General features: G+C 68.0%; 17 protein-coding genes and 3 pseudogenes. 4 read left to right on the plus strand and 16 right to left on the minus strand.

Going from position 1 to position 21,758, the window contains the following annotated elements; genetic code table 11:
- The first annotated feature begins 291 nt into the window (after positions 1–291).
- A complete protein-coding gene (fxsT, locus tag ACN6LB_RS38925; RefSeq protein ID WP_445030008.1) occupies positions 292–2,712 on the plus strand; it encodes an FxSxx-COOH system tetratricopeptide repeat protein in 2,421 nt (806 codons plus the stop codon).
- Positions 2,713–2,812: 100 nt separating this feature from the next.
- On the opposite strand, the gene ACN6LB_RS38930 is transcribed toward fxsT, so the two are convergent.
- The 5 genes from ACN6LB_RS38930 to ACN6LB_RS38950 form a co-directional block, all read right to left on the minus strand.
- On the minus strand, positions 2,813–3,598 hold the full coding sequence (locus ACN6LB_RS38930; RefSeq protein ID WP_445030009.1) for an aldo/keto reductase: 786 nt from the start codon (positions 3,596–3,598) through the stop codon (positions 2,813–2,815).
- 47 nt (positions 3,599–3,645) lie between these two features.
- Positions 3,646–3,933, minus strand: a complete 288-nt coding sequence (locus ACN6LB_RS38935) for a flavin reductase family protein (protein ID WP_445029992.1) — start codon at positions 3,931–3,933, stop codon at positions 3,646–3,648.
- Positions 3,934–4,379: 446 nt separating this feature from the next.
- The gene (locus ACN6LB_RS38940) at positions 4,380–6,551 is read right to left on the minus strand and encodes an MMPL family transporter (protein ID WP_445029993.1); all 2,172 of its coding nucleotides are present in this window, start codon (positions 6,549–6,551) and stop codon (positions 4,380–4,382) included.
- Positions 6,552–6,694: 143 nt separating this feature from the next.
- The gene (locus tag ACN6LB_RS38945; protein WP_445029994.1) at positions 6,695–6,949 is read right to left on the minus strand and encodes a DUF302 domain-containing protein; all 255 of its coding nucleotides are present in this window, start codon (positions 6,947–6,949) and stop codon (positions 6,695–6,697) included.
- Between the two features lie 674 nt (positions 6,950–7,623).
- On the minus strand, positions 7,624–7,911 hold the full coding sequence (locus ACN6LB_RS38950) for a metal-sensitive transcriptional regulator (protein WP_445029995.1): 288 nt from the start codon (positions 7,909–7,911) through the stop codon (positions 7,624–7,626).
- 208 nt (positions 7,912–8,119) lie between these two features.
- Here ACN6LB_RS38950 and ACN6LB_RS38955 point away from each other — a divergent pair.
- Together ACN6LB_RS38955 and ACN6LB_RS38960 are read left to right on the plus strand one after the other, a co-directional pair.
- Positions 8,120–8,245, plus strand: a pseudogene (locus tag ACN6LB_RS38955) (YrhB domain-containing protein); the annotation flags it as partial.
- A gap of 165 nt (positions 8,246–8,410) precedes the next feature.
- Positions 8,411–8,596: a hypothetical protein gene (locus ACN6LB_RS38960; RefSeq protein WP_445029996.1), complete on the plus strand. Its 186-nt coding sequence runs from the start codon at positions 8,411–8,413 to the stop codon at positions 8,594–8,596.
- Between the two features lie 8 nt (positions 8,597–8,604).
- Here ACN6LB_RS38960 and ACN6LB_RS38965 read toward each other — a convergent pair whose 3' ends face one another.
- The 8 genes and pseudogenes from ACN6LB_RS38965 to ACN6LB_RS39000 form a co-directional block, all read right to left on the minus strand.
- Positions 8,605–9,183 carry a DUF3885 domain-containing protein gene (locus ACN6LB_RS38965; protein ID WP_445029997.1) on the minus strand — a complete coding sequence of 193 codons (579 nt, stop codon included), beginning with the start codon at positions 9,181–9,183 and terminating at the stop codon, positions 8,605–8,607.
- Positions 9,184–9,606: 423 nt separating this feature from the next.
- Positions 9,607–9,945 carry a thioredoxin family protein gene (locus ACN6LB_RS38970; protein WP_445029998.1) on the minus strand — a complete coding sequence of 113 codons (339 nt, stop codon included), beginning with the start codon at positions 9,943–9,945 and terminating at the stop codon, positions 9,607–9,609.
- 295 nt (positions 9,946–10,240) lie between these two features.
- Positions 10,241–10,435 (minus strand): annotated as a pseudogene (locus ACN6LB_RS38975) (hypothetical protein); the annotation flags it as partial.
- Complete coding sequence (locus ACN6LB_RS38980) at positions 10,368–10,958, minus strand: hypothetical protein (protein ID WP_445029999.1); 591 nt, start codon at positions 10,956–10,958, stop codon at positions 10,368–10,370. The gene ACN6LB_RS38980 and the pseudogene ACN6LB_RS38975, both read right to left, overlap by 68 nt.
- Before the next feature lie 760 nt (positions 10,959–11,718).
- Complete coding sequence (locus ACN6LB_RS38985) at positions 11,719–12,258, minus strand: hypothetical protein (RefSeq protein WP_445030000.1); 540 nt, start codon at positions 12,256–12,258, stop codon at positions 11,719–11,721.
- Between the two features lie 616 nt (positions 12,259–12,874).
- Positions 12,875–13,339 carry a hypothetical protein gene (locus ACN6LB_RS38990; protein WP_445030001.1) on the minus strand — a complete coding sequence of 155 codons (465 nt, stop codon included), beginning with the start codon at positions 13,337–13,339 and terminating at the stop codon, positions 12,875–12,877.
- A gap of 175 nt (positions 13,340–13,514) precedes the next feature.
- A complete protein-coding gene (locus ACN6LB_RS38995; RefSeq protein WP_445030002.1) occupies positions 13,515–13,988 on the minus strand; it encodes a hypothetical protein in 474 nt (157 codons plus the stop codon).
- Between the two features lie 233 nt (positions 13,989–14,221).
- On the minus strand, positions 14,222–15,307 hold the full coding sequence (locus tag ACN6LB_RS39000) for a helix-turn-helix transcriptional regulator (protein WP_445030003.1): 1,086 nt from the start codon (positions 15,305–15,307) through the stop codon (positions 14,222–14,224).
- Positions 15,308–16,256: 949 nt separating this feature from the next.
- Here ACN6LB_RS39000 and ACN6LB_RS39005 point away from each other — a divergent pair.
- Positions 16,257–16,826: a dihydrofolate reductase family protein gene (locus ACN6LB_RS39005; protein ID WP_445030004.1), complete on the plus strand. Its 570-nt coding sequence runs from the start codon at positions 16,257–16,259 to the stop codon at positions 16,824–16,826.
- 393 nt (positions 16,827–17,219) lie between these two features.
- Here ACN6LB_RS39005 and ACN6LB_RS39010 read toward each other — a convergent pair whose 3' ends face one another.
- The 3 genes and pseudogenes from ACN6LB_RS39010 to ACN6LB_RS39020 form a co-directional block, all read right to left on the minus strand.
- The gene (locus ACN6LB_RS39010) at positions 17,220–20,213 is read right to left on the minus strand and encodes a BTAD domain-containing putative transcriptional regulator (RefSeq protein WP_445030010.1); all 2,994 of its coding nucleotides are present in this window, start codon (positions 20,211–20,213) and stop codon (positions 17,220–17,222) included.
- A gap of 465 nt (positions 20,214–20,678) precedes the next feature.
- Positions 20,679–20,948 (minus strand): annotated as a pseudogene (locus ACN6LB_RS39015) (helix-turn-helix domain-containing protein); the annotation flags it as partial.
- Positions 20,920–21,183 carry a hypothetical protein gene (locus ACN6LB_RS39020; protein WP_445030005.1) on the minus strand — a complete coding sequence of 88 codons (264 nt, stop codon included), beginning with the start codon at positions 21,181–21,183 and terminating at the stop codon, positions 20,920–20,922. The pseudogene ACN6LB_RS39015 and the gene ACN6LB_RS39020, both read right to left, overlap by 29 nt.
- Positions 21,184–21,758: the final 575 nt, after the last annotated feature.

Here is a 21,758-nt window from a genome sequence, read left to right on the forward strand (position 1 = left end):
ACGCCAACTCGAACCTGGCGGCGTCCTCGAAAACCGGCACCACGAACACGGCGCCGAAGCTGAAAGTCACCGACGCGAACCCGCCGACGCCCGTCAAGACCGTCAACTCAAACCAAACGACACCGGCCCGTTGGCTTACCGCCCGCTACCAGCGAGGGTGGATGTGGAATCTCGTCTCAGCCTGAGGAGCGGCTGGTGGAGCAACGCCGAACTGGGGACCGAACCGCACAGGACGCTGCTGGCTTTGGCGGTGACGGATTCGACTTCCGCCGCAGCACGTTCCACGGCCCGGTGACAGGGAAGATCGCTAATTACCATGAGCCGTCTCGACCGCCGGCCTCGTGGCCGCATCAAGTCGGGGCAATCCCTGCGCAGGCGGGGGGCTTCCAGGATCGCGCGGAGACCGTCCTCCTGGACAGGGCCCTCCTACTGACGGGAGTAACCGGTGTCACGCATGCCACGCCGACAGCGGTCCTGGTCGGCCTGGGTGGGACGGGAAAGACTCAACTCGCCGCCCGCTACGCACGGACCCTCTGGCAGAGCGGCGATCTAGACGTGCTGGTCTGGGTAACCGCAGCCGAAACATCCGCCGTCATCTCCTCCTACGCGGCAGCGGCGACGGAACTGCTGGGGAGCACATCACCTGTCAACGCAGATCAGGCCGCCACCGCATTCCTGGCCTGGCTGGAGCCCAAGTTCGGCCAGCGTCCCTGCCGCTGGCTGGTCGTCCTCGACGACGTGACCGACCCTGACCACCTATGCGGCTTATGGCCGCCCGCCAGCCCCACCGGCTGCACGCTCGTCACCACCCGCAGTCGCGAGCCCGCTCTGTTGGCCGACCGTCAGCTCATCCCGGTCGGAGTCTTCTCTCCGGCGGAATCGCTCGCCTACCTCAACGCCGTCCTGGCGGCCCACTGCTTGGCCGAACCGCAGGAAGTGGTAGCCGCCCTTGCACATGACCTGGGACACCTGCCCCTGGCACTGTCCCAGGCCGCTGCCTATGTCGCCGAGCTCTCTGACGTGGGAATGAACTGCGCTCAGTACCGCCGGCTGTTCTCGGACCGCGCCACAGTGTTGGATGACACCGCACCCGCTCGCCGACCCGATGGACAACGGGAGACGGTAGCCGCTACCTGGGCCCTGTCCATCGAACGAGCCGACGCCCTGCGGCCCGTGGGACTCGCCCGCCCTCTGCTTCAACTCGCGGCGTTCCTGGACGGCAATGGAGTCCCGGATGCCGTACTGGTCAGCGCACCGGCTCGTGCTTATGTCACGCGGAACCAAAGTGCATCCCACTCAACAGCCCCTGCTGGCAAAGCCCATGCCTCCACTCCGGCGGAGCCAACCGCTCGCCCGAGCGAAGCACACACCACGACTGACGGACTGCTCTCCGAGAGGGACGTCCGCCTGTCGTTGAGTATCCTGCGCCGGCTGAGCCTGATCGACCGTCCCCCCGAAGCCGTGGCCGCCGAAGTCCGCGTACACCAAATCGTCCAACGAGCCGTCCGTGACTCCCTCACCGGCCCCCAGCGCGATGATGCCGCCCGTGCGGCTGCGGACGCCCTGGCAACCACCTGGCCCTATGTGGAGCGCGATACCTCACTGGCGCGGCTCCTGCGCGACAACACGGCCGCCCTGGCTTCCTGTGCCGAGGACGCGCTCTATCGGCCGGGCGCGCATGCGGTGCTGTTCCGGGCCGGCCGCAGCCTCGGCAAATCCGGCCAGGTCGCCGCTGCCCGCGACTACCACTGTCGGCTCGTCACCAGCACGACCAAGCGTCTTGGCCCCGATCACCCCAACACCCTCACCGCCCGGCACGGTCTGGCTCGCTGGACAGGTCAGTGCGGAGAGGCTGTCAGGGCAACGGCCATCTTCTCCGCGCTGCTGAACGACATGGTGCGTGTTCTGGGCTCCGATCATCCGGACACGCTGGGCGCCCGGCACCATCTTGCCTACTCGTGCGGGCAGGCGGGTGATGCACCCGGTGCGGCCGCCGCTTTCGCCGTACTCCTCGAAGACCGAACCCGTGTCCTGGGACCCGACCACCCGCACACCCTCGACACCCGGAGCAACCTTGCCCGGTGGCGGGGAGAAGCGGGCGACGCACCCGCTGCGGCTGCTGCCTTCGCCGAACTCCTCGAAGACCGAATCCGGATCCTCGGCGCCCACCACCCGCACACCCTCAGCACCCGAAACAGCCTTGCCCGGTGGCGGGGAGAAGCGGGCGACGCACCCGCTGCAGCTGCTGCCTTCGCCGAACTCCTCGAAGACCGAATCCGGATCCTCGGCGCCCACCACCCGCACACCCTCAGCACCCGAGCCAACCTTGCCTATGCCTGGGGGCAGATGGGTGATGCGGTCAAGGCGTCAACGGCCTTTTCCGAGCTCTTGGACGACATGGTCCAGGTGCTGGGCCCCGAGCACCCTTCCACTCTCATCACCCGTGAAACCCTGGCTGAATGGCAAGGTGAGGCGGGAGACCCTGCCGCAGCCGTGGCCGCCTTGGCCGGCGTAGTGGAGGACATGACGCGGGTTCTGGGGGCCGACCATCCTCTCAGTACCACCAGCCGGAAAACCCTCGCCCATTGGCGCACACGAGAAGAATCGGGGCCGATGAGCAGTGGGTTGCCCCGCCGAGGCTGGAAGAACCTGATGATCTTTGTTGCCCTTCGACTGATACGGCACTCGCCTGCACCGGAGGTGCGCTCCTGACCTGTACGTTCTCCTGCCTACGCGCGTGGTCTGCAAACCGAGGCGGAACCCTGATCATTTGACAGGACCCCGCTCTGCAGCGGCCCGACGGACCGAGCCGTCAGTCGTCGATCCCAGCGCTATTTCGATGCTGAGCAGGAGCAACAGCCTTAACCGATGCAGTGCGGTTGGTGCGCCTACTCCACCTGCTCGCCTCCGGCCAGCCGGACTTCTTCGTTATGTGGTGCTCGTTGTAGCGGTCTCCCTGGACCCCGATCCGGCCTGCGAGCGGATTCAGGTCCGACAGTTCGTCGGCGGAGAGCAAGACGTGAGTGGCACCGGCATTCTCCTCGATGCGCGCACTGCGCCGGGTTCCGGGGATGGGAACGATCGACGGGTGCTGGGCGAGCAGCCAGGCGAAGGCCACCTGTCCCGGTGTGGTGTCCTTCGCCGACGCGAGGGCGCCGATGTGCTCGACGAGCGCCTGGTTCGCCGCCCGGTTCCCGGCCGTGAACCGTGGAATGGTGGTACGTACGTCGTCGGCCGCGAACGGTGTCGAGGAGTCCACCGCGCCGGTCAGGAACCCCTTGCCGAGCGGGCTGAAGGGCACGAATCCGATGCCGAGCGCCACGCACGTCGGCAAGATCTCCGGCTCGGGATCCCGGGTCCACAACGAGTACTCGCTCTGCACCGCCATCACCGGGTGGACCGAGTGGGCACGCCGGATGGTCTGCGCACTGGCCTCCGAGAGTCCGAAGCAGCGGACCTTGCCCTCCTGTACGAGTTCGCCTACGGCGCCCGCGACGTCCTCAATGGGCACGGCCGGGTCGACGCGATGCTGGTAAAACAGGTCGAGCCGCTCGGCCCCGAGCCGTTTGAGGGAGGCGTTCGCGACGGCGCGGATCAGCCGCCTTCAGCGCCGTCTGGGCGGAGTTCATTCCGGTTCCTCCACGATCACGGGTCGCCGTCCAGCACCGTGTGGGTGCCGAACCGTCGCGCGTGGTAAGTCAAGGGCGCGCCGTCGCGATGGTCGGCGTGCAGGACCTTGCCCAGCAGCACCATATGGTCCCCGCCGTCGACCATCGACTCGATCTCACACGCCAGCCAGCCGAGCGCGTTCGGTAGTCGCGGCAATCCATGGTCGAGCAGCCACCGGGTGTCCGCGAACTTGGCGGCCCCGCCCTTGGGGGCGAAGCGCAGGGCGACATCCGAGTGCGCCGAGCCCAGCACGTTGACGCTCATCTGATTCAACCGAGACCCTCGTGCCAGGCAGATGCCGGCGTGGGGCTTTCGTCGTCTTCGGAGCCGTCGAGAAGTGGCCAGTGCCCGCCAGCAGGATCGGTGTCTCAGCTAGGACTCCAGGGCCGGTTCGGGCCGGGAGAAGTCCACGCCAACGGCGGGGCCCAGTGACCGTCGAGCACGCCGACGTCAGCCCCGGCCGAAGAGGCGCTTCCAGATGCTTCCGGCGGATGTCTCCCGCTGAGGGCACGTACAGCGTTGGGACTTGGGGACTCCGGCCAGCACCTGTTCGACGTGCATACCGCAGCCGCGATAGGTGATTCCCTGGCATGTCCGGCAGACCGCTCGCTGGCACATGGGATTTCTCCTTCTTCGAGGTGAGAGTTCTTCGGTGGTTGGAGAGCGGGGAGGTCGCCCGGGCCTTGTTCCAGGCCACCTCCCCGGTCACTTCAGCCGTGGCTGAAGTGGATGTCGGGCAGGATGCGCCTCAGCCAGGCAGGCGTGTGCCAGGCGGCGCGGCCGGTGAGGCGGAGCAGGACCGGCAGCAGCACGAGGCGGACCAGGGCGGCGTCCAGCAGGACCGCGATGCCAAGGACGATGCCCATCTCCTTCGGCGGCAAAGGCCCGGAGAGGGCGAAGGTGAAGAAGACGGCGACCATGACGGCCGCAGCAGCGAAGATGACGCGTCCCGAGTGGCCGAGCGCGGCCACCACGGCGGTGCGTGGGTCGCCGGTCTTGTCGTAGTGCTCCTTGGCCGTGGAAAGCAGGAAGACCGTGTAGTCCATGGCGATCGCGAAGATCATGGCGAAGAAGAACACCGGCGCCCAGCCGTCCAGGAAGCCCTGGGAGGTGAAGCCGAGCAGGTCGGCGCCGTGGCCGTCCTGGAAGATGAGCCGGGCAGCCCCGAAGGCCGCGGCGGTGGCGAGCAGGTTGGTGAGGGTGCCGATCAGCGCCACCAGCGGCGCCTGGAGGGCGACGAGGAGCAGCAGAAAGCCGAGGGCCAGGATGACGCCCATGACGAGCGGGGTCTTGTCGTCGAGGGTGGTCTGCAGGTCGAGGTTCTCGACGGCTGCGCCGCCGACGAGAGCGCTGTTTGGCAGGTCTCGGCGTAGTGCGTCGACGGTCTTCTCCAGGCCTGGGTCGGACGGGTCCACCGCGGGCACGGCCTGGATGAGCGACAGGGAGCTACCGTCTGCGGCCGGCTGGGCCGGCATCACGCCCGTGATGGCCTTGTTCGCGGCGAGTTCCTTCGCGGTCCGGTCGGCTTCGGCGGTCGGGGTGACGATCTGCAGGGTGCCGGGGGCGCCGTCGCCGAACGCCTTTTGGACGGCCTCGTATCCGACGCGCGAGGAGTCCTTCTCCGGAACGACGGTGATGGACGGCATCGCGGTGCGCAGGCCGATCACGGGGGCGGCGAGTGCGACGAGGACGAGCAGGGCGGGAAGGCCGTAGCGGAGGGGGTGGCGCCAGAGACGCTCGCCCCAGGCGGTGAAGCGCGGCGAGGAGCCGTCCCGGGTGGCCGCGGCGCGGGCGATGGGCAAGGACGCCGCGTTGACACGGCCTCCCAGGCGGCCCAGGACGGCGGGCAGCAAGGTCAGGGTGGCGGCCAGGACGAAGGCGACGGCGAGCATGATGCCCAGTGCCATGGACCGGAAGGCCGGAGCGGGTACGAGCATCACGGCCGACAGGCTGACCAGGACGGTGAGCCCGGACAGAGCCACGGCCTTGCCCGCGGTGTCCATGGTCTCGGCGACGGCGCGGACAGAGCTGCCGTGCCGGGCGAGGGCGGCGCGGAAGCGGACGACGAGGAAGAGGGCGTAGTCGATACCGAGCGCGAGGGCGAACATCATGGCGAAGTTCATCGCCCAGATCGATGTCGGTGTCGCGTGGTTGAGCAGGACCAGGGCGCCCGCGGAGGCGGCGAGCCCGGCGATGGTCAGCAGCAGTGGCAGCCCAGCGGCCACAAGCGAGCCGAAGGCCAGCACGAGGATGGCCATCGTCACCGGCCAGGACACCATCTCCGAGTGCATCATGGCGTCGTGGTTGGCGGTGTTGAAGTCGCTCCACATCACCGACGATCCGGTCGCGCTGACCTCGATGCCGTCGCCCGACAGCTCGGACAGCGGCTTCTTGAGGTCATCGGCGGCCCGGACCATGTCGTTCGTGTCGGCGCCGGCCCCGGCGAGCAGGATGGCCGCCTTCTCGTCTTGGCTGATGGTCGCGCCCGCCTGAGGCTGTACGACGGTCGAGATGCGTGAGTCGTGCTCCAACAGGGCGGTCGCTTCGGCGATCACCTTCCGTACCGAGGGGTCGGACACCTGCTTGTCGGTGGTGACGACGACCTGGACTGCGGAGGAGGCGTTGCCTCCGAAGTGCTTCTGCGCGAGTTCGCGCACCGTCACCGACTCCGACCCGTTGGCCTGCCATCCGGCCCCGGCCAGTGCTGAGGTCACCTGCGGCGCGAAGGCTCCGAGGCCGACGACCAGGACGAACCACAGCACCAGTACGAGGCGCAGGCGTGTGGTGGCCCAGACGCCGAGGCGCCCCAGCACGCCGGGCAGGATTGTCGGCGGCCCGGCAGAGGAGTCCGCTGCTTCCCGTGTGGATTGGGCAGTGGTCATGCTCAGTTCCCTTTCGTATACCCGGAGGATGGTTTTCCAGCACTGACTACCTAATACCCCGGGGGGTATATGGATGCGATGCGTCTGCCTCGGAAGAGGTGCGACAAAGGCCACGCACCGGAACCCGGGCAGTTGCAAGGCAACTACGCGAACCTGTCCTTCACTGCGGCCGGCACGGCGTCAAGGCGGACGACCGCTTCCTCGGCGACCGCGGCAAGCGTGCCGTCACCCGTCAAGGTCACCGACATGTTCGGCTCCACACCCTGGACGAGCACGCCGTCACCATCGGCGCGGACGACGACGTTGCACGGCTGGAGCAGCCCCACGCTCCGATCGGCATCGAGTGCCCCGGGGGCCAGGGGCGGTTTGCAGGCACCCAGAACGACGTAGTCCTCCATGTCGTGATCGAGCTTGGCCCTGAAAGCGCTTGGGCATCGATCACGGTCAGCCACGTGGGCGGTGCGGCCGTATGACGGGTCCATTCGACTCTCCTACTCCTCACCGCCGATAGCATTCATATACCCCCCGGGGTATTTATAGGATCAGAAGATACCCCCGGGGGTACACCCCAGTGACTATATACCCCGGGGGGTAATTTTTCGAGTGGGCCACCGCGCTCTTCGTCGACACCCAGGGCTGGGCAATCGCCCCCCCGATCGACCTCTGGTGCCGTAATGAGTCTCCATAGCGCCAGGCGGACGCTCACCCGCACCCCGCGGTCAGCAACAACGTGCAGCGGCCGGCACTGGGCACGCACCCGGGGCGGTCATCACCACCTCGCGCCGGTCTGCCGGACCACACGCCCGCTCGGGCGCCTTCATGACCCGGCGGACCGTCGACACCAGCCCGACGTCACGCTCAACCCGCCGACGCGCTCACCGCACGGGCTTGCACCCGGCCCACCCGAACTGAAGCGCCCTGACTGCCACGGAGACCTGGGCGCCACCCGGGACGGGGAACGTCTACCGGTGAAGGCCGGGGCCGCGACGCTTCAATGAGCCTCGTCCTCACCCGGCAAAAAGGGCACGTCCGCCGTGTACGGGCTTGGCGGACGCGCCCCAGTCAAGCTTCCTCAGGCCAGCGACAGAAACAGCTTCTCCAGCCTGGTGCGCATCTGATCCTGGTCCTTCCCACCGCCCGCGCCGCTCTCCGCGTCCACGATGCACTGCTGCAGGCCGGTCGCGATGATGGCGAAGCCCGCCCGGTCGAGCGCTCGGGAAGCAGCGGCAAGCTGCGTGACGACGTCCTCGCAGTCGCGGCCTTCCTCGATCATCCGGATCACCCCGGAGATCTGCCCCTGCGCCCGGCGCAGCCGGTTCAGCACCGAGCGCAACTCGTCGCCCGCCAGCTCAAGCTCCACGAATACTCCTCCCAAATACCCCCAGGGGTAACTATACGGTAACCCTCTCCCTGCCTGCGGCTCCAGACGTCGTCCGGACGCCCCCTGCCGCCAGTGCGGTTGATCGGCGTGCATCACACCAGCGCGGCGATAAGCATGACGGTCACAACCGCCAGCAGCACGAGTGTGAAGGTCCGCTGGAGCGCGCACCCGGAAACCCTCGGGTGTAGACGCGATGCGGATGGCTGTGGTCGACGTCGAGGAGCACGAGCTGGTGTGGATCGCCTTCTGGACCTCCGCGGAATTCGTACGCACTCGAAACCCGGCGTTCATGCCGGCTGACAACGGGCCGTAGCTGATCGACCGTGTCGACGGCGGACTGCACCAGATCGGCGTCGTCTCCGCGGTAGCCGGGGAGTGGGAGGCCGACTATCGAGCCCGGATACGTGGGCTGCCGGTGCGCACCGCAGTGGACGATCCACACGATGCGCTGTGCGCAGTAGCCGCTACGCGCGGACGCATGCACGCTGTGCGGACGCTGCGCCAGAGGCTGCCGGCGCTCTCGCCTGCGGAGGCCATCGAATACGTGAGCGCATTGTTGGACGGTGATGCACCCGCGCGTCTGGTGGCCGTTGCCGCCAAAGAGCTCGTGGAGCCGCTCAACCCGGTTCTTGCGGTGGAGACGATTCTGAGCAGGGAGGAGTGACGAGCCGGTCAGAGACCCGAGGGATGACTGGAAAGCCAGTCGGCATGCCGATCGCGCATCCGGTCCCGTTCCTCGGGTGTAGCGAGGAAGACGTCGGCGCCACCGTCGTAGGGGTGGTGGATGCGCTGCATCCGTGTGTCGGTGATGAGGACTCCCGCCACCTTGTCGTCGGCGATGTCTCGGAGCGACTCGTCGATGCAGCCACGCCGCCAGGGCCGACGGACGGCGAAGAGGTGACAGTACGTACGAAACTCAGGGTCAGGGTCGTCCTCCACCAACAGACTCTGCCAGTACCCCGTGACGGGTTGCGATGACGGAACCTCGGCTTCGGTTGTCCAGAGTGAAGTGATCACATAAACGTCCGCACCAGCGAACAGCTCATCGAGGACGGTGTTGTAACGCCCCAGGACTACGGTGTACTCGCTCTCGTCCTCCGCGTACCGTTTCGACTCCGGCAGACTGTGAAAACGTACCCAGACATCTCGATATGGGTCACGGAGCTTGTACCCAACCGGAGGGCAACTGGGCCAACGCTGCTGCCACAGCTCCGTCAAATCCGCCTGTCCGTCTCCAGTCACCCGCCGCACTCGTCCCTCTCGCGTATGAACCTACCGACGACCATGATGCCGGGGCGCACCTACGAGAGAAACCGACTTCTTTGCTGTCGCTTCGCCGGCTGCTGAGGTAGCCGGCCCAGTCGCGCTTGACGAAGTTCGTCCAGGCCATCGGGTGGTCGAGCTGGTCCCGGTGAGAGCGGCGAGGATTGAGGCAGGAACGTCGGACGCCAGCGCAAGGCGGGCAGTGTTGCGGAAGACCCAGGAATGCACGCTCCTGGAGATCAACTCAAGGCCGCCCACACCGCGATCGCCGCACTCTTCCACGACAACGAAGCCCTGCGGCAGCAGCTCAACAAGGACACCGCAAGCACGGTCACTCACTTCCGGCGAGAATTGCGGCAGCACGCCCACGGCGTGCGTGACGGGCGTCGCGGCCACAGTGCCGGCGGCCGCTCAGAGGTGGCCGTCCAGGAACTCCCGTATCGCGGCGAGGGTCATGGGCCCCGTGCCGTGCGCCACCGCCTCTCCCTCCTTCAGCAGGACGTAGGACGGGGCTCCGGTGATCCCGTATCGCTCGGTTGCGGCCGGACAACGTGTGATGTCGGTGCGGACGGCCGTCAGGCGACCCGTGTAATCGTCGGCGATGCCACCCACGACGAGGTCCATCATCCGGCAGGGCTCGATTGCCTTGGGCCATGTCCCGGTGAAGTATGCCAGGACCGGAACTCCGCTCATCCCGAGGATGAAATCGAACTCGGCGTCCTCACGGGGTTGGTGAACCCGCTTCGCCATGGAAGCTCCTGACTTCGCGTTCCGTCATTCCGTCCCCATCATCCCTCACGCGGTGGGCCAGGCCGGCCCGGTCGATCGTCCGGCTGACCTGCTGGAAGGGAGGCACGGGGCCGTCGCAGAACCACAGTGGTCCCAGCGCGAGCGGCTCTGCCACCGCCCCTGGTGACCCGGCCCGGCCGCCCCGCCGGTCACCCAGCGGCAGCCCGCCACGCGCCCGTGGGTCAGCTCGTGCCACGACAGTTCCACTTGAGTTGACGGTTCACCTCGACGCGAGAGCGCGGCTGGTGATCCCCAATCAGCGGCGGCCGGTGGCCAGGATGACGAGGAACTGGCCGCCGCCCGCCTCGATGTCGGCGGTGACCGGCAGCGCGGGTGCCAGTTGGGAGAACCGGTCCAGCAGCCAATCCGCCGCTTCTTGGGCGTCATGCCTGGTCGGACAACGGCCTACCGTCTCGCGGCCGCCCTCGCGCTCCAACCTCGCGGCAGCGGTGTCGGTCAGTGTGATGAGGGCCGAGGTGCGGTGCAGTTACCCGGGGCGCGAATGGGTTCGAGAACGAGGTCAGGTCACTCACGCGGACCAGGCTGAGCTCGCTGGGTTCGATCTCGGCGCCGGACAGGACCAGTTCAGTGCTCTCGACGCATCCCCGTGCGACCCAGTAACGGTTGCTGCTGTTGCGCCAGAGTTCGAACGTCATGGGTTTCCCGTCGGTGGTGATCGTGACGGGTTCGGAGGCCGGCAGGCTGGCCGGGGGTTCCTCGCCGGGGTGGTAGTAGTCCTCGAAAGCCCGCTCCAGAGCATGGCCGCCCTCCGCATTGCCGGAGGAGGCGCTCAAGACCGTGACATGCTCGACCTCGGGGTCGAATTGCGGAGAACCGAACCACAGGTACACATGGATGTCGCCGGTGCCTCGGTTGTAGCCGTGCCCCGTGACCTGCCGTGATTCCGGCCAGCTGCCGTCGACAGCGAAGACGTTGAAGCCTTCTGCCGAACCGGGGTTGCCTTGATCGTGCATGGGATCTCCCTGTGCTCCTCCGTGTTCAGGCATCCTGTCACCGCAAGAAAGCTCCCACGAGGCCCGCTTGGCCCTTTCCGACTCGCAAGGGGTGGGCCCGTAGGTTCGGTCACCTTGTGTCACGTCGCGTATCAGCCAAACGGTTCATCCTGTGTCCCATCCCCCGACGGAATGCCACACTCTGCAACTGCGGTGGGTGGACTTCTGCTGTGATTGATCTCGGATGTTGGGTGACAGTTGCTCGGCCACGGACGGCCAGTCGCCCGCAGTCGCGCGGATGCCGAGCCGGGCCCGTCCGCCGAACCGCCCGCGTCGCTCCCCATCGCGCAGGCCGACCAGGACGACAGCTCCTGCCTCTCCTTGACGCGATCCCACCGATCCAGGACCCGCGCGGACGCCCGCGCACACGACCCCGCAGACTGTTCGCCAATCGGCGTCACGGCTTCGACAAGTACCACCGCCTGCTGCGGAAGCACGGAATCAAGCTGCCAATCGCCCGTCGCGACGTCGCCCACCGCTCGGGCCCGGGCAAGACTCACGGGGTGGTCGAGCGACCTTCGCCTGGCTCCCCAGTTCAAGCGCCAGCGCATCCGCTACGAGATACACGCCGCCCAACACGCCATCTGACGGCCGGCGTCACCGGTCGTGGAAATCCCAGCCGGGCCGGGCCTCCAGGAGCGGCGCATGCACACGCGGCCTCCCCCTCCGGACTTTTGGTCCAGGACGTCATTACCACCTGCACGGTGGTCTCCGTGGAGCCTCACTCCACGGCCAGTTCGTCGAGGATCTCGCTGTAGTGACGACGCCGATGGGCAAGCGTCTGGGCGACCTCCTCGTCCGTGACTTCGGAGATCTCCCCCAGGTACTTCAGGAGTTCCTCCCCCTGAGGGTGGTCAGCGCCTTGGACATACTCCGTGGTGGTGGCCACCCCGGCGGCGAACAGCAAGCGGTGGGGAAGACCGCACCAGGTATCGAAACTCGTGGAGACGGCTTCCCAGAGGAGCCACACATCCTCGACGCGGCGTTCTTCGGCAACCCGTAGGGCCGCGATCTCGATGCAGTGGCTGAAGCCCCAGGAGTGCCCGTGCCGCCGTGTCTCCTGGATCAGCAGGAACCGGGCAAAGTCCCCATCCTCATGGCCAGGATCCCGGACCAAGGCTCCGAGGACCTGCTCCCGATCCTCCCAGCGGATGTCGATGGGCAGGCCGTCCTGATCGTGCTGCCCATCGAACTCCACCAGTTCCCATCGTTCGGGGTCCTCGCGCCACCAGGCCAGGTCGGGTATTGCGGGACGGCTCATTGGTGCTGGTTCCGTTCGGGAGAGTTGGCGTCACTGCGTAGGCCGGAAGACCTGGTCCATCGTGTTCTTGTCCAAGTGTCCATCAGACGGGGCGCGGAGCAGATGTGAGGGCTGATGCCGCTGGTCAGGTCCGCGTAGGGAGGACGCGGACCACTTCGCCCGCGTCGGCCGATGTCCGCAGTTGGTTGGTTCTCGATCTCCGGTACGGGGCCTGTGCGCTCACCGGTGTAAATGATGATCCTGAAGAGACATCAAGTCACTGACACCGTGACGGAGTTCGCGGCCGCCGATGGCCAGGCGGATCCGTCGCCGGAGGCCGCGAACGGTCAGGCAGAACTGATGGTCGCCCCGCCGCAGCGATCAGCAAGGTGCCCTGGGGCACCAGCCGCGGTCACCAGCACGGCCAGGACCAGGCCGAGACAGTCAACGATCACGTGCCCGCTTGCGCCCGCCCACCTTTTTGCCGCCGTCTCGACCCGACGTCGCGCGCGGGATGTTCGCCGCGGCCCGAACCGACGGCGAGTCCACGATCACCGCCGTCGGATCCACCGAGCGGCCCTCCTTCACGCACACGCGGTCGCACTGAACGGGGCTGCGGCCGGCTTTCCTGCCGGTCTCAGCTGCACGCGCGGATCTTCTTGTAGCCGATCCAGAATTCGCCCCTCGTGTTCACGTTGGCATTCGTTCCGAAGTGCTGGAGCGTGTGCGCGCCCCAGATCTCGGCCAGTCGGCCCTGAGAGGTGCTGTCGATGGTGACGGATGGCGGGCCCACGATGGTGCCGTGGAAGGTTGCGGAGGTGTCGCCTCCCGGCGCACGGTCCGTTGCGCTGCGCCAGCAGGCCGTTCCCGTCGAGATCACACGCAGGACCAGATCGCCGTTCGTCTGCATCCGTACGAGGTAGTTCCCGTTGCAGATGGCCTTTCCCGACTGCAGGGTTCCGGAGAACGCGGTACCGACGCATCCCGCTGCCTGCGCGGAGTCTCCCGCGGCGGTCGATGCGCCGGCGGCGGGCGCAGTGAGGGCGATGGCCCCCAGGGTTGCAGCGGCCAGTGCCGTGGCCAGAGTCCGATTTTTGTGCACTGATTCGTCCTTTCCTGTGCGTGCCGGGATGTGATGGGGTGAAAGCTGTCCCACGGGTCAACGTGAGTCTTGGGCGGCGGTTGATGTCCTCGGCGCCGAGCCGGACGCGGCATCGCATTCGGCTCCTCGAGAGGTGCGCTGACGCGTCCTTCCTCGGTGGTGGCCGATGGGGGTTTCACCACCAGGGACCGCAGTAGGAGTACCCGCTGGGGTAGACCTTGCCGCAGGCGCGAAAGCGCCAGTTGTGGTCATTGCTGGTGTGCTGAGCCGCGGTGGTCTTGGAGGACTTCGAGCCGAGGGTGAAGGGCCCGCACTGGATCCAGCTCGCCCCGCCGTCCCGCGTCCAGTCCATCCACACTTCGTCCTGCGGGAAGGAGATCCCGCTGGCCGTGAGGTGGGCCCAGCCGCGCTGCACGCCCCCGACGGTGCCGTATTCCAGGCTGAAGTGGCTGCCTCCGATCTCGAAGGGGTAGCCGGGCACCACCCTGCCCGTGAGGCTGTCGGAGATGTCGGTGAATCCGTTCCGGCCGCCCTCGCAGTCGGAGGCCGCGGCATGGGCGAAGCCAGCAGGTCCGGCGATCGACAGACCGCATCCGAGTGAGAGTGCAGCGGCGGTGGCCGTCAGGCCGCGCCGCAGGCGGTGTGCCATGGAGGTTCCCCCTTGTTGGTCGTACCCGCTCTCCGGCGGATGGGCAGGGCTCGTGCGCCCCCCGGGGCGGAGCAAGGCTCCGCCGGCCCGCGCGGATCGGGTCGGGTCGGCGCGCGTTGAGTTGGTGAACGGGCCGGTGCATCTCGTCCTGCTGTCGCACCAGTCCCGTTCGGCACCTTCATCAGGGTGCGCGTCGCAGCCGGGCCTGTCGTTACGGCAGAGCGCACAGGCCTTTAGTCCGAGCGCACTGCCGTGCGCTGCCGACGGAACTGGCTCGGGGAGAGGCCGTAGGCGCCGCGGAAGACCTGGCTGAAATGCGCGGGGCTGGCAAACCCCCACCGGGCGGCGATCGCATGAATCGAGCGGGCGGCCGACTGCGGGTCGGCCAGGTCGCGTCGGCACTGCTCCAGGCGGCAGGCGCGGACCCAGCCGGCCACCGTGTGCCCCTCCTGCTTGAACAGCTTGTGCAGGTAGCGCAGGGAGATGTGATGGGCCGTGGCGATCGCATCCGGGGTCAGGTGCGCGTCGCCCAGGTTGTCCGCGATGAAGGCGTGGATCCGGGTCATCAGCGCGCGCCGCCGGGTGGGAGGCGCCACTGTGCTGAAGGCGTCCGGAACGCCGGCCGACGCGGTGGCCGGAGGGTCGGGAGCCGGGGCGGACAGCCGGGCGGTGGCGGACGGGCTGGGCCCATGCAGGTGCCAGGCGACCGGCGCCAGGCAGTGCGGCGACAGCGCGCAGATGCGCTGCACGCCCGGGATGCGCGCCATGCTCGGCCACCGCAGGTCCCGGGCGGGCAACGGCAGCAGGAAGCGCGGGAAACACAGGAGCAGCGTCTGGCTCACCGAAGATTCCGGGGCATGCTCGGCCACCTGGAGACCCGGGATGTCGAACAGCGCCAGATCTTCGACGCCCGGCTCCGCGTGTCGGCCCGGCTCCGCAAGCGGGCCTGCACCGCGCACGAAGCAGCCCGGCTTGAACGCCCTGGGATCGGCCTGGCGAACGGGCCGGGGCGGGCGGTGAGCCAGGGGCGGCATCGCGGTCATCAGCGTCGCCTGCACCGGGCCGAATCCGCTGATACTCGCTTCAGCCGGAAACCCGCTCTCCATCCCCGGATCGCAGGGCACCCACAGCCTCGCGTTCGCCTCGCGCCAGAAGGCGAACCACTCCCCCGCCGAGACCAAAGCCGCGCTCACCACGTCTATCTCGTCTGCCGATACTGCCGTCGTGGCGGGGGCACACCAGCACTCGAACAGGCCTAACACAAGCCACCACCGCCGCTGCAGGGAGGCCATCACGATGTACCCGGGCAGGAGTGCCATGGCCTTGGCCCTGCCGTCTGCCGGCTGGACTGCGGCGCGCCGGCCGGCCGGAGCTGGCGCGTCTTTCCCCCGTGCCGCTCCTGTGCGCTCGCGCCGGCGAGAAGCAAGGAGGCGGCGGCCGCTGAAGTGAGCGCGGCCGCCGCGTGGTTCGTCCATCGCATAGGTGAGCCTCCATGGTCGGCATGCCGACGGCGGGATTCCCGCCGCACCGTCCATGACGGTGCCGGCTGTTCCCTGTCGCCTTCGCTGCAGGGCGCGCCGTCCAGTCTGGAGCCCAGGAGCAGACCTCCAGGAGTGTCAAGTGGCCTGCCTGCACGTGGAGTTGTCATCACTAGGCATGACATATGTCATTCGGCAACCGATCAGAGCCATATCTCAGCTCCAAAGCCGATCGCCGTCTACTTGTAGGCCTGGCTCAGCGCCCAGATCGCCCAGCCGATCACGGCCAGCGGAATCACGACGGCCGCGGTGCCAAGCGCGACACCCACCCGCGCCCGGAAGCGATCGGCTCCCTCCCGGCCCCGCATCCTGCGCAGAGCGACGGTGCCTGGGACAACCGCAGAGATCCCCACAGGCACGATGAAGCACACAGGAAGAAAGCACCGCGTCCGAGATCGAGCGGGCGAGCTTGCGGTTGGTCAGCATGTTGCGGACGGTCAGGTCCTCGATCACGACCGTTTGATTTGCCCCTGAGCCGACGATAGGTGACGCCGCACAATGCATCGAAGTCGCGCGTTATGGGCGCCGCCCCGGTGCAAACCTCAACGCCCCGAGCGCCGAATCGGTCGCGCGCTCGGTCTGCGGTCTGGTTCGCATCACGACGACGTTAAAGTTCGCGTCACGACAGCGACAAAGTAGGTGCGATCGGGGCGCCGATGAGCAATGGCGCCGGCAGTGGTCTGAGTACGGTCTGGTGAACGCGGGGCGCGCATCAAGGGAGAGCAACGAGATGAGAGCACTTCGATACTCGATCAACGTCACGCTCGACGGCTGCTGCCATCACGAGGCAGGACTCCCCCCGGACGAGGAGTCGATGCGCTACTGGACCGCTGAGATCGAGCGAGCCGATGCCCTGCTATTCGGCCGGGTGACCTACGAGATGATGGAGTCGGCGTGGCGGAAGCCGGCAACGGGCACGTGGCCTGACTGGATGGATGAGTCGCAGATCCCGTTCGCCGAAACCATCGACCGGGCGAAGAAGCACGTCGTGTCGAGCACGCTGAGCGGGGTCGATTGGAATGCCGACCTGGTGCGAGGTGACTTGGGGCAAGCGGTTCAGCGGCTCAAGCAGGAGTCAGGCGAGGGCCTGTGGGTGGGTGGCGTGACGCTCCCCCTGGCGTTGGCAGATCTGGGACTGATCGACGAGTACGAGTTCCTTGTTCAGCCGGTCCTTGCCGGACACGGGCCGACGTTGCTCGCCGGACTACGCGAGCGCATCCAGCTCGAGCTCGTGAACCGCCATGAGTTCCGGTCGGGGGCGGTAGCCCTGCGATACCGGCCCACGCGAGTTACGGCTTGACGCGATTTGTCCTGGCACGTAGACCGCTCCCTCGCGACGAACGACGGCTCGGGGTCGCGTTGCCCCGCGCTGCCCGTGCCCCCGAACGGCGGACATATCGACGGGGGACACCGCCCCGAGGTGCCAATAGCGGACAGGGCAAACGTTGCCTGACGTGGCACTGGATCCACAGGCCTTGACTATTCCTCCCGGTGGCGGAAGCACGGGCGGCGGCCTCGTCGAGCAAGTTCTTGCCGGTGGCGAACGCTCAGATCTCACGGACACGTATACGACTCCGTCGGCACACAGGTGCCCTCAACCCTTCGTCACTCATACCCGCAACAAGTGAGCACCGCCCGTCAGTTCAACGACCAGATCGCTGCGCCTGCGCCACTGACGCTCAGTCGACGACGTTCAACTGACACTCCCCCGCGGACCATCACATTCAGGCGGTTCTGACCCTCGCTCGATGAACGCGCGAAGTTCGGCCGCTCCTGGGCTCCCGGTCTGCTCGACGAGGGTGAGAGCTTCATGCCAGCATGCCTTGGCCCGGTCCGCCTGGCCAAGTGCCGCGAGCGCACGCCCCAGGAGAGTCAGGACGTTGCCTCGCATCGGGTCGCCCCCGATGCAGCCCAGTGAGAGGGCCTGTTCGGCGTGCTGGGCCGCCTGCGCGGGTCGACGGGCGGCCAAGTGGGCTTCGGCGATCCGGAAGTGCGTGGTCCCCACCCAAAGCCGGTGTCGGTGGTCGCTGAAGATTGCCAGCGCCTCGCTGAACTGTGCCAGAGCCTCGGTGTACTCGCAGGTTTGTGTGAGAGCGATCCCCACGATGTAGTGGCCGTTGGCGAGGCGCACCGTCCGGCCGAATTCGGTGTGCGCCGCGAGGCTGCGCTGGGCGATCTCGACCGCTTGGGTGATATCGCCCAGGCCTAGATGGGCTTGTGAGAGGTTGCCCAGGCTGGTCGCTTCGAGGGGCCGGTTGTCGAGCGCATGGAATCCGTTGATGGCCTGGTCGAAGAAGGCTTTGGCGTCCGCGTGTCGGCCTTGGCGTAGACGGATGAGGCCTCGGCTGTTGGCTACCCAGCTGATGGCGGTGTCGTCGTGCGCGGAGCCGACGAGTTCGGCGGCGAGCTGTGCCTGTCCCTCGGCCGGCTCGATCTGCCCGGAGTCGAGCAGGATATCGGCGAGAATCGTGCGTGCCCTGCCCTCGGCCCGGATGTCACCGGCAGCCCTGGCGGCGTTGCACATGGCCGTGGTGGTCGTTTCGTATTGGTGGGAGTTGGCCCCGGATTCGCTGAGGTCCTTGGCCGCCCAGAGCAGGTCGATCGCACGCCGAAGCCTGTCTGTGTCTGCGGCTTGGCGTACGCAGGCCAGCAGGCAGGATGCCTCGGAGTACAGCCAATCCAGGGCCGCGGACTCCCCGGCGAACCTCAGCCCAGGACCAACGGTTGGTTCCAGGGCGTCCACCAGCCGATCTTCGGGGCGCTCGATCGCGTACACAGCGGCAGCAGTGGCCAGGTAGAAGTCGAGCAGGCGAGACGTGGCGGCATCTCGTTCGCTCGGCGGCCACTCGTCCCGCTCGGCGCAGGCGCGCGCGTAGAGCCGCACCAGGTCGTGGTACCGATAGCGGCCCGGCGCCGCCGACTCCAACAGTGAGGTGTCGACGAGGGACTCCAGCAGGTCCTCTGTCTCGTCCACCGCAAGGTCCAGCAGTGCGGCGGCGGCGGCCAGCGAGATGTCCGGGCCGTCGGCCAGCCCCAGCAGGCGGAACGCGCGTGCCTGGGCGGGTTCCAGGGCGCCGTAGCCCAGCTCGTAGGTGGCCTTCACGGCCAGGTCCCCGGCCTGGAGCTCGTCCAGGCGGCGGCGCTCGTCCCTCAGCTTGGCGGCGAGAATCGACACCGTCCACGTACGGCGCGCCGCCAGCCGGGACGCGACGATACGGATCGCCAGCGGCAGGAAACCGCACGCCCCCACCACGTCCAGCGCGGCCCCCCGCTCGGACGCCACCCGCTCCTCGCCCACGATCTTCGCGAACAGCCGCAACGCCTCCTCCGGCGACATCACGTCCAGGTCCACCAGATGCGCCCCGGCTAGGTCCACCATCCGCACCCGGGACGTCACCAGCGCCGCGCATCCCTCCACGCCCGGCAGCAGCGGGCGCACCTGGGCGGCGTCCTTGGCGTTGGCCAGCAGCACCAGGACCCGTCGGCCGTCCAGCACTGCGCGATAGAGGGCTGAGCGTTCCTCCAGGGAGTCGGGGATCGCCGAGTCCGGGGTGCCCAGCGCCCGCAGGAACGCGCCCAGCACCCTCTCCGGCTCCGCCGCCCGCGTGCCCGCACCTTGCAGGTCCACGTACAACTGCCCGTCGGCGAAGGCGGCCCGCGCTTTCTGCGCCACGTGCACCGCCAGCGTCGTCTTGCCCACCCCGCCCATGCCCGACACCGCCATTACCCGGCCCTCGGCCCGGGCGAGGACCTCGCTCAGCTCCGAGACGACGGCGCCACGCCCCGTGAAGTCGGGAACGGTGGCGGGGAGTTGATTCGGGCGGACCGGCAGAGCATCTGGTTCCGGGGCTGATGCGGAGGGCCCCTCCAGTCCTGGGTCCGCCTGCAGGATGCGCTGGTGCAGTTCCTTAAGAGCGGGGCCCGGGTCCACGCCCAGCTCGTCCACCAGCAGCCGCCGCGTGTCCGCGTACACCGCCAGCGCCTCCGCCTGACGGCCGCTGCGGTAGAGCGCAAGCATCAGCAGCTCATGCAGCCGCTCCCGCAACGGATGCGCCGCCGCGAGCGCCGCCAGCTCCGACACCGCCTCCGCGTGGCAGCCCTGCTCCAGGTCCATGTCCAGGCGGGACTCCAGCAGCTGGAGCCGCCACTCCTCCAGGCGAACCCGCTGAGTCTCCGCGTACGGCCCCGGCACGCCGGCCAGCGCCTCGCCGTCCCACAGCGCCAGCGCCCGGCCCAGCACGTCCCGCGCCCGGTGCAGGTTGCCGGCGTTCCGCGCCTTCTCCGCCTCGGCCGCCAGGTCCTGAGCTACCGTCAGGTCGAAGGCGCCCTCGCTCAGTCCCCGCACCGCGTAGCCGCCGGACTCACTCACCAGGACCTCGGGGCCCAGCACCTTGCGCAGCCGGGACGCGTACGTCCGCACGGCCGCCAGCGCCTGCGACGGCGGCTCCTCGCCCCACAGCGCGTCGATCAGCTCGCTCGCGGTCGCCATCCGGCCCTCGCGCAGCAGCAGGGCGGCGAGCAGGGCACGTTGCTGCGGGGAGCCGGTGCTGAGCTGCACCTCTCCACTTCGGGCTCGTACCGGACCGAGCACGCCGAAGCTCAGCGCGGCAGGCTCCGCGGAGGAACCGGTCCGTCTCTGGTCCGGCACACGCGGCACCTCGGCGCCCCGCGGCACACGGTCGACCATCGCCGTCCCCGCATGTGGCACCGCCTCGCGCGGAGCATGCTGTCGCGATGCCCGAGCCTGCGCCGGGGGCGCTGAGAACACCGTCCTGCCCGCGTGTGGCGCCGCCTCGCGCGGAGCATGCCCGAGAACACGTCTCCACGCATCAATCCACAAGGGATGCTCTGTGTCGGTGACCCCGCAAGCGAGCAAGAACCCGATCAGCTGGTGCTCGTCGCGCGGCACCGTCTGACCCTGCACGATGCGGTGAGCCGTGCTGTGCGGCAGCCTTCCCAAGCCGCCGGCCCGTTCCTCCATCTCGCGCACCGTAGGCCGGCCGGCCCTCGCGTAAAGCTCCTGCAGGCCGACCTTGAACTTGTCGATTCCGTTGATGTACACCGGACTCGGCGCCAACCGACCGAAGGCAGACCCGTAATGCTCGCCTCGGCGAGCCTGCCTCCACAGATCCATCGCCACGTCGACCGAAGCATCGCAGGCCTCTGCGTACGCCTGGACGACACGCGCGCTGGGCACGCCCTGTCCTGACGCCGCGCGCTGAAGCGTCGTGGCATGACATGTTGCACGGTCCGCCAATCGTGCACGGTCCGCCAGTTGGGCATATGACCATCCTCCGGCCGCGCGCTGGGCGCGCAGCCAGCAGGCCAACTTGGCCAGTGCCCCGTTGGACGTGTCTATCGGCTTCTCTCTGCGCCCCACGGTCGGTGCACGCCTACGGGGCCGGGATCGCGCGCGCCACACGCACGATCAGTGACCCCAGCCGCTGCCCTCCGCCCCGCAGGGCAAGCAGTGTGCCCGCCGCGACCAGACTGGCACCGCCCAGCACCGCCAGGGTCGATGATGCTTCCAGGCCACTGCCTGACATCACGCAGGCCAGTACCGTGATGACCACGATGACCACAGCGTCGGATGTCGAGAGCCTGTTGCCGGGTGCGCCGTTTACGACGCACCCGACCGCGCGAGATGTATGGGGCATGTCCTGCCTCCTGAGTTCGACGCCCGCGCGCGGGGCGCGTCGGCGTGTTGCGGGCTCCAGGTATGTCACCCAACTGGTGTTTGCCGACACCGAGATGGGGACCTGCATCGTGGCATCGCCCGCTCTCGCCAGGCCAGCCCTGCGCAATCATTGATGCGCTGGCGTCCATGGCGCGGCCCATCGTGCATCAATCGCTGTTGAGGGCGATCGCAGCTGTGATCTGGCCGTAGGCATCACAGAGCACCCGTGGGACCCAACCCGTCGGAAGATAGATGCGGCGTTATCCCAGTCAGATCTTGCGAACGATCGTCGCAGCTGTGCGTCGATGCCGACTCTTCCGGCGATCATCACGGCCCTGGCCTGGTAGTACGCACTTCGTGGATCTGACAGTCGGCAGGCGAAGCAGCGCCACACTGGGCGGTTCATCGTACGTTTGCGGCTCCGCGAGACGCTTCTCTGCGTCGATACCGGCCGGACGTCAGAATCGTCTGGCCACTCCTGTGAGTTGCGGGCTCCACCCACGCGATCAGGAACCCAGCGGATACACGTTGCCGCGTGAACCGCACAAGATCGGC

The organism is Streptomyces sp. SAS_270 (assembly GCF_052543295.1).

Bases quoted from the DNA above. Each gene is read 5' to 3' on its own strand.
- ACN6LB_RS38935 (WP_445029992.1), bottom strand. From the start codon at position 3,933: ATGAGCGTCAACGTGCTGGGCTCGGCGCACTCGGATGTCGCCCTGCGC.
- ACN6LB_RS38940 (WP_445029993.1), bottom strand. From the start codon at position 6,551: ATGACCACTGCCCAATCCACACGGGAAGCAGCGGACTCCTCTGCCGGG.
- ACN6LB_RS38945 (WP_445029994.1), bottom strand. From the start codon at position 6,949: ATGGAGGACTACGTCGTTCTGGGTGCCTGCAAACCGCCCCTGGCCCCC.
- ACN6LB_RS38960 (WP_445029996.1), top strand. From the start codon at position 8,411: ATGCACGCTGTGCGGACGCTGCGCCAGAGGCTGCCGGCGCTCTCGCCT.
- ACN6LB_RS38970 (WP_445029998.1), bottom strand. From the start codon at position 9,945: ATGGCGAAGCGGGTTCACCAACCCCGTGAGGACGCCGAGTTCGATTTC.
- ACN6LB_RS38980 (WP_445029999.1), bottom strand. From the start codon at position 10,958: ATGCACGATCAAGGCAACCCCGGTTCGGCAGAAGGCTTCAACGTCTTC.
- ACN6LB_RS38985 (WP_445030000.1), bottom strand. From the start codon at position 12,258: ATGAGCCGTCCCGCAATACCCGACCTGGCCTGGTGGCGCGAGGACCCC.
- ACN6LB_RS38995 (WP_445030002.1), bottom strand. From the start codon at position 13,988: ATGGCACACCGCCTGCGGCGCGGCCTGACGGCCACCGCCGCTGCACTC.
- ACN6LB_RS39000 (WP_445030003.1), bottom strand. From the start codon at position 15,307: ATGGCACTCCTGCCCGGGTACATCGTGATGGCCTCCCTGCAGCGGCGG.
- ACN6LB_RS39005 (WP_445030004.1), top strand. From the start codon at position 16,257: ATGAGAGCACTTCGATACTCGATCAACGTCACGCTCGACGGCTGCTGC.
- ACN6LB_RS39010 (WP_445030010.1), bottom strand. From the start codon at position 20,213: ATGGTCGACCGTGTGCCGCGGGGCGCCGAGGTGCCGCGTGTGCCGGAC.
- ACN6LB_RS39020 (WP_445030005.1), bottom strand. From the start codon at position 21,183: ATGCCCCATACATCTCGCGCGGTCGGGTGCGTCGTAAACGGCGCACCC.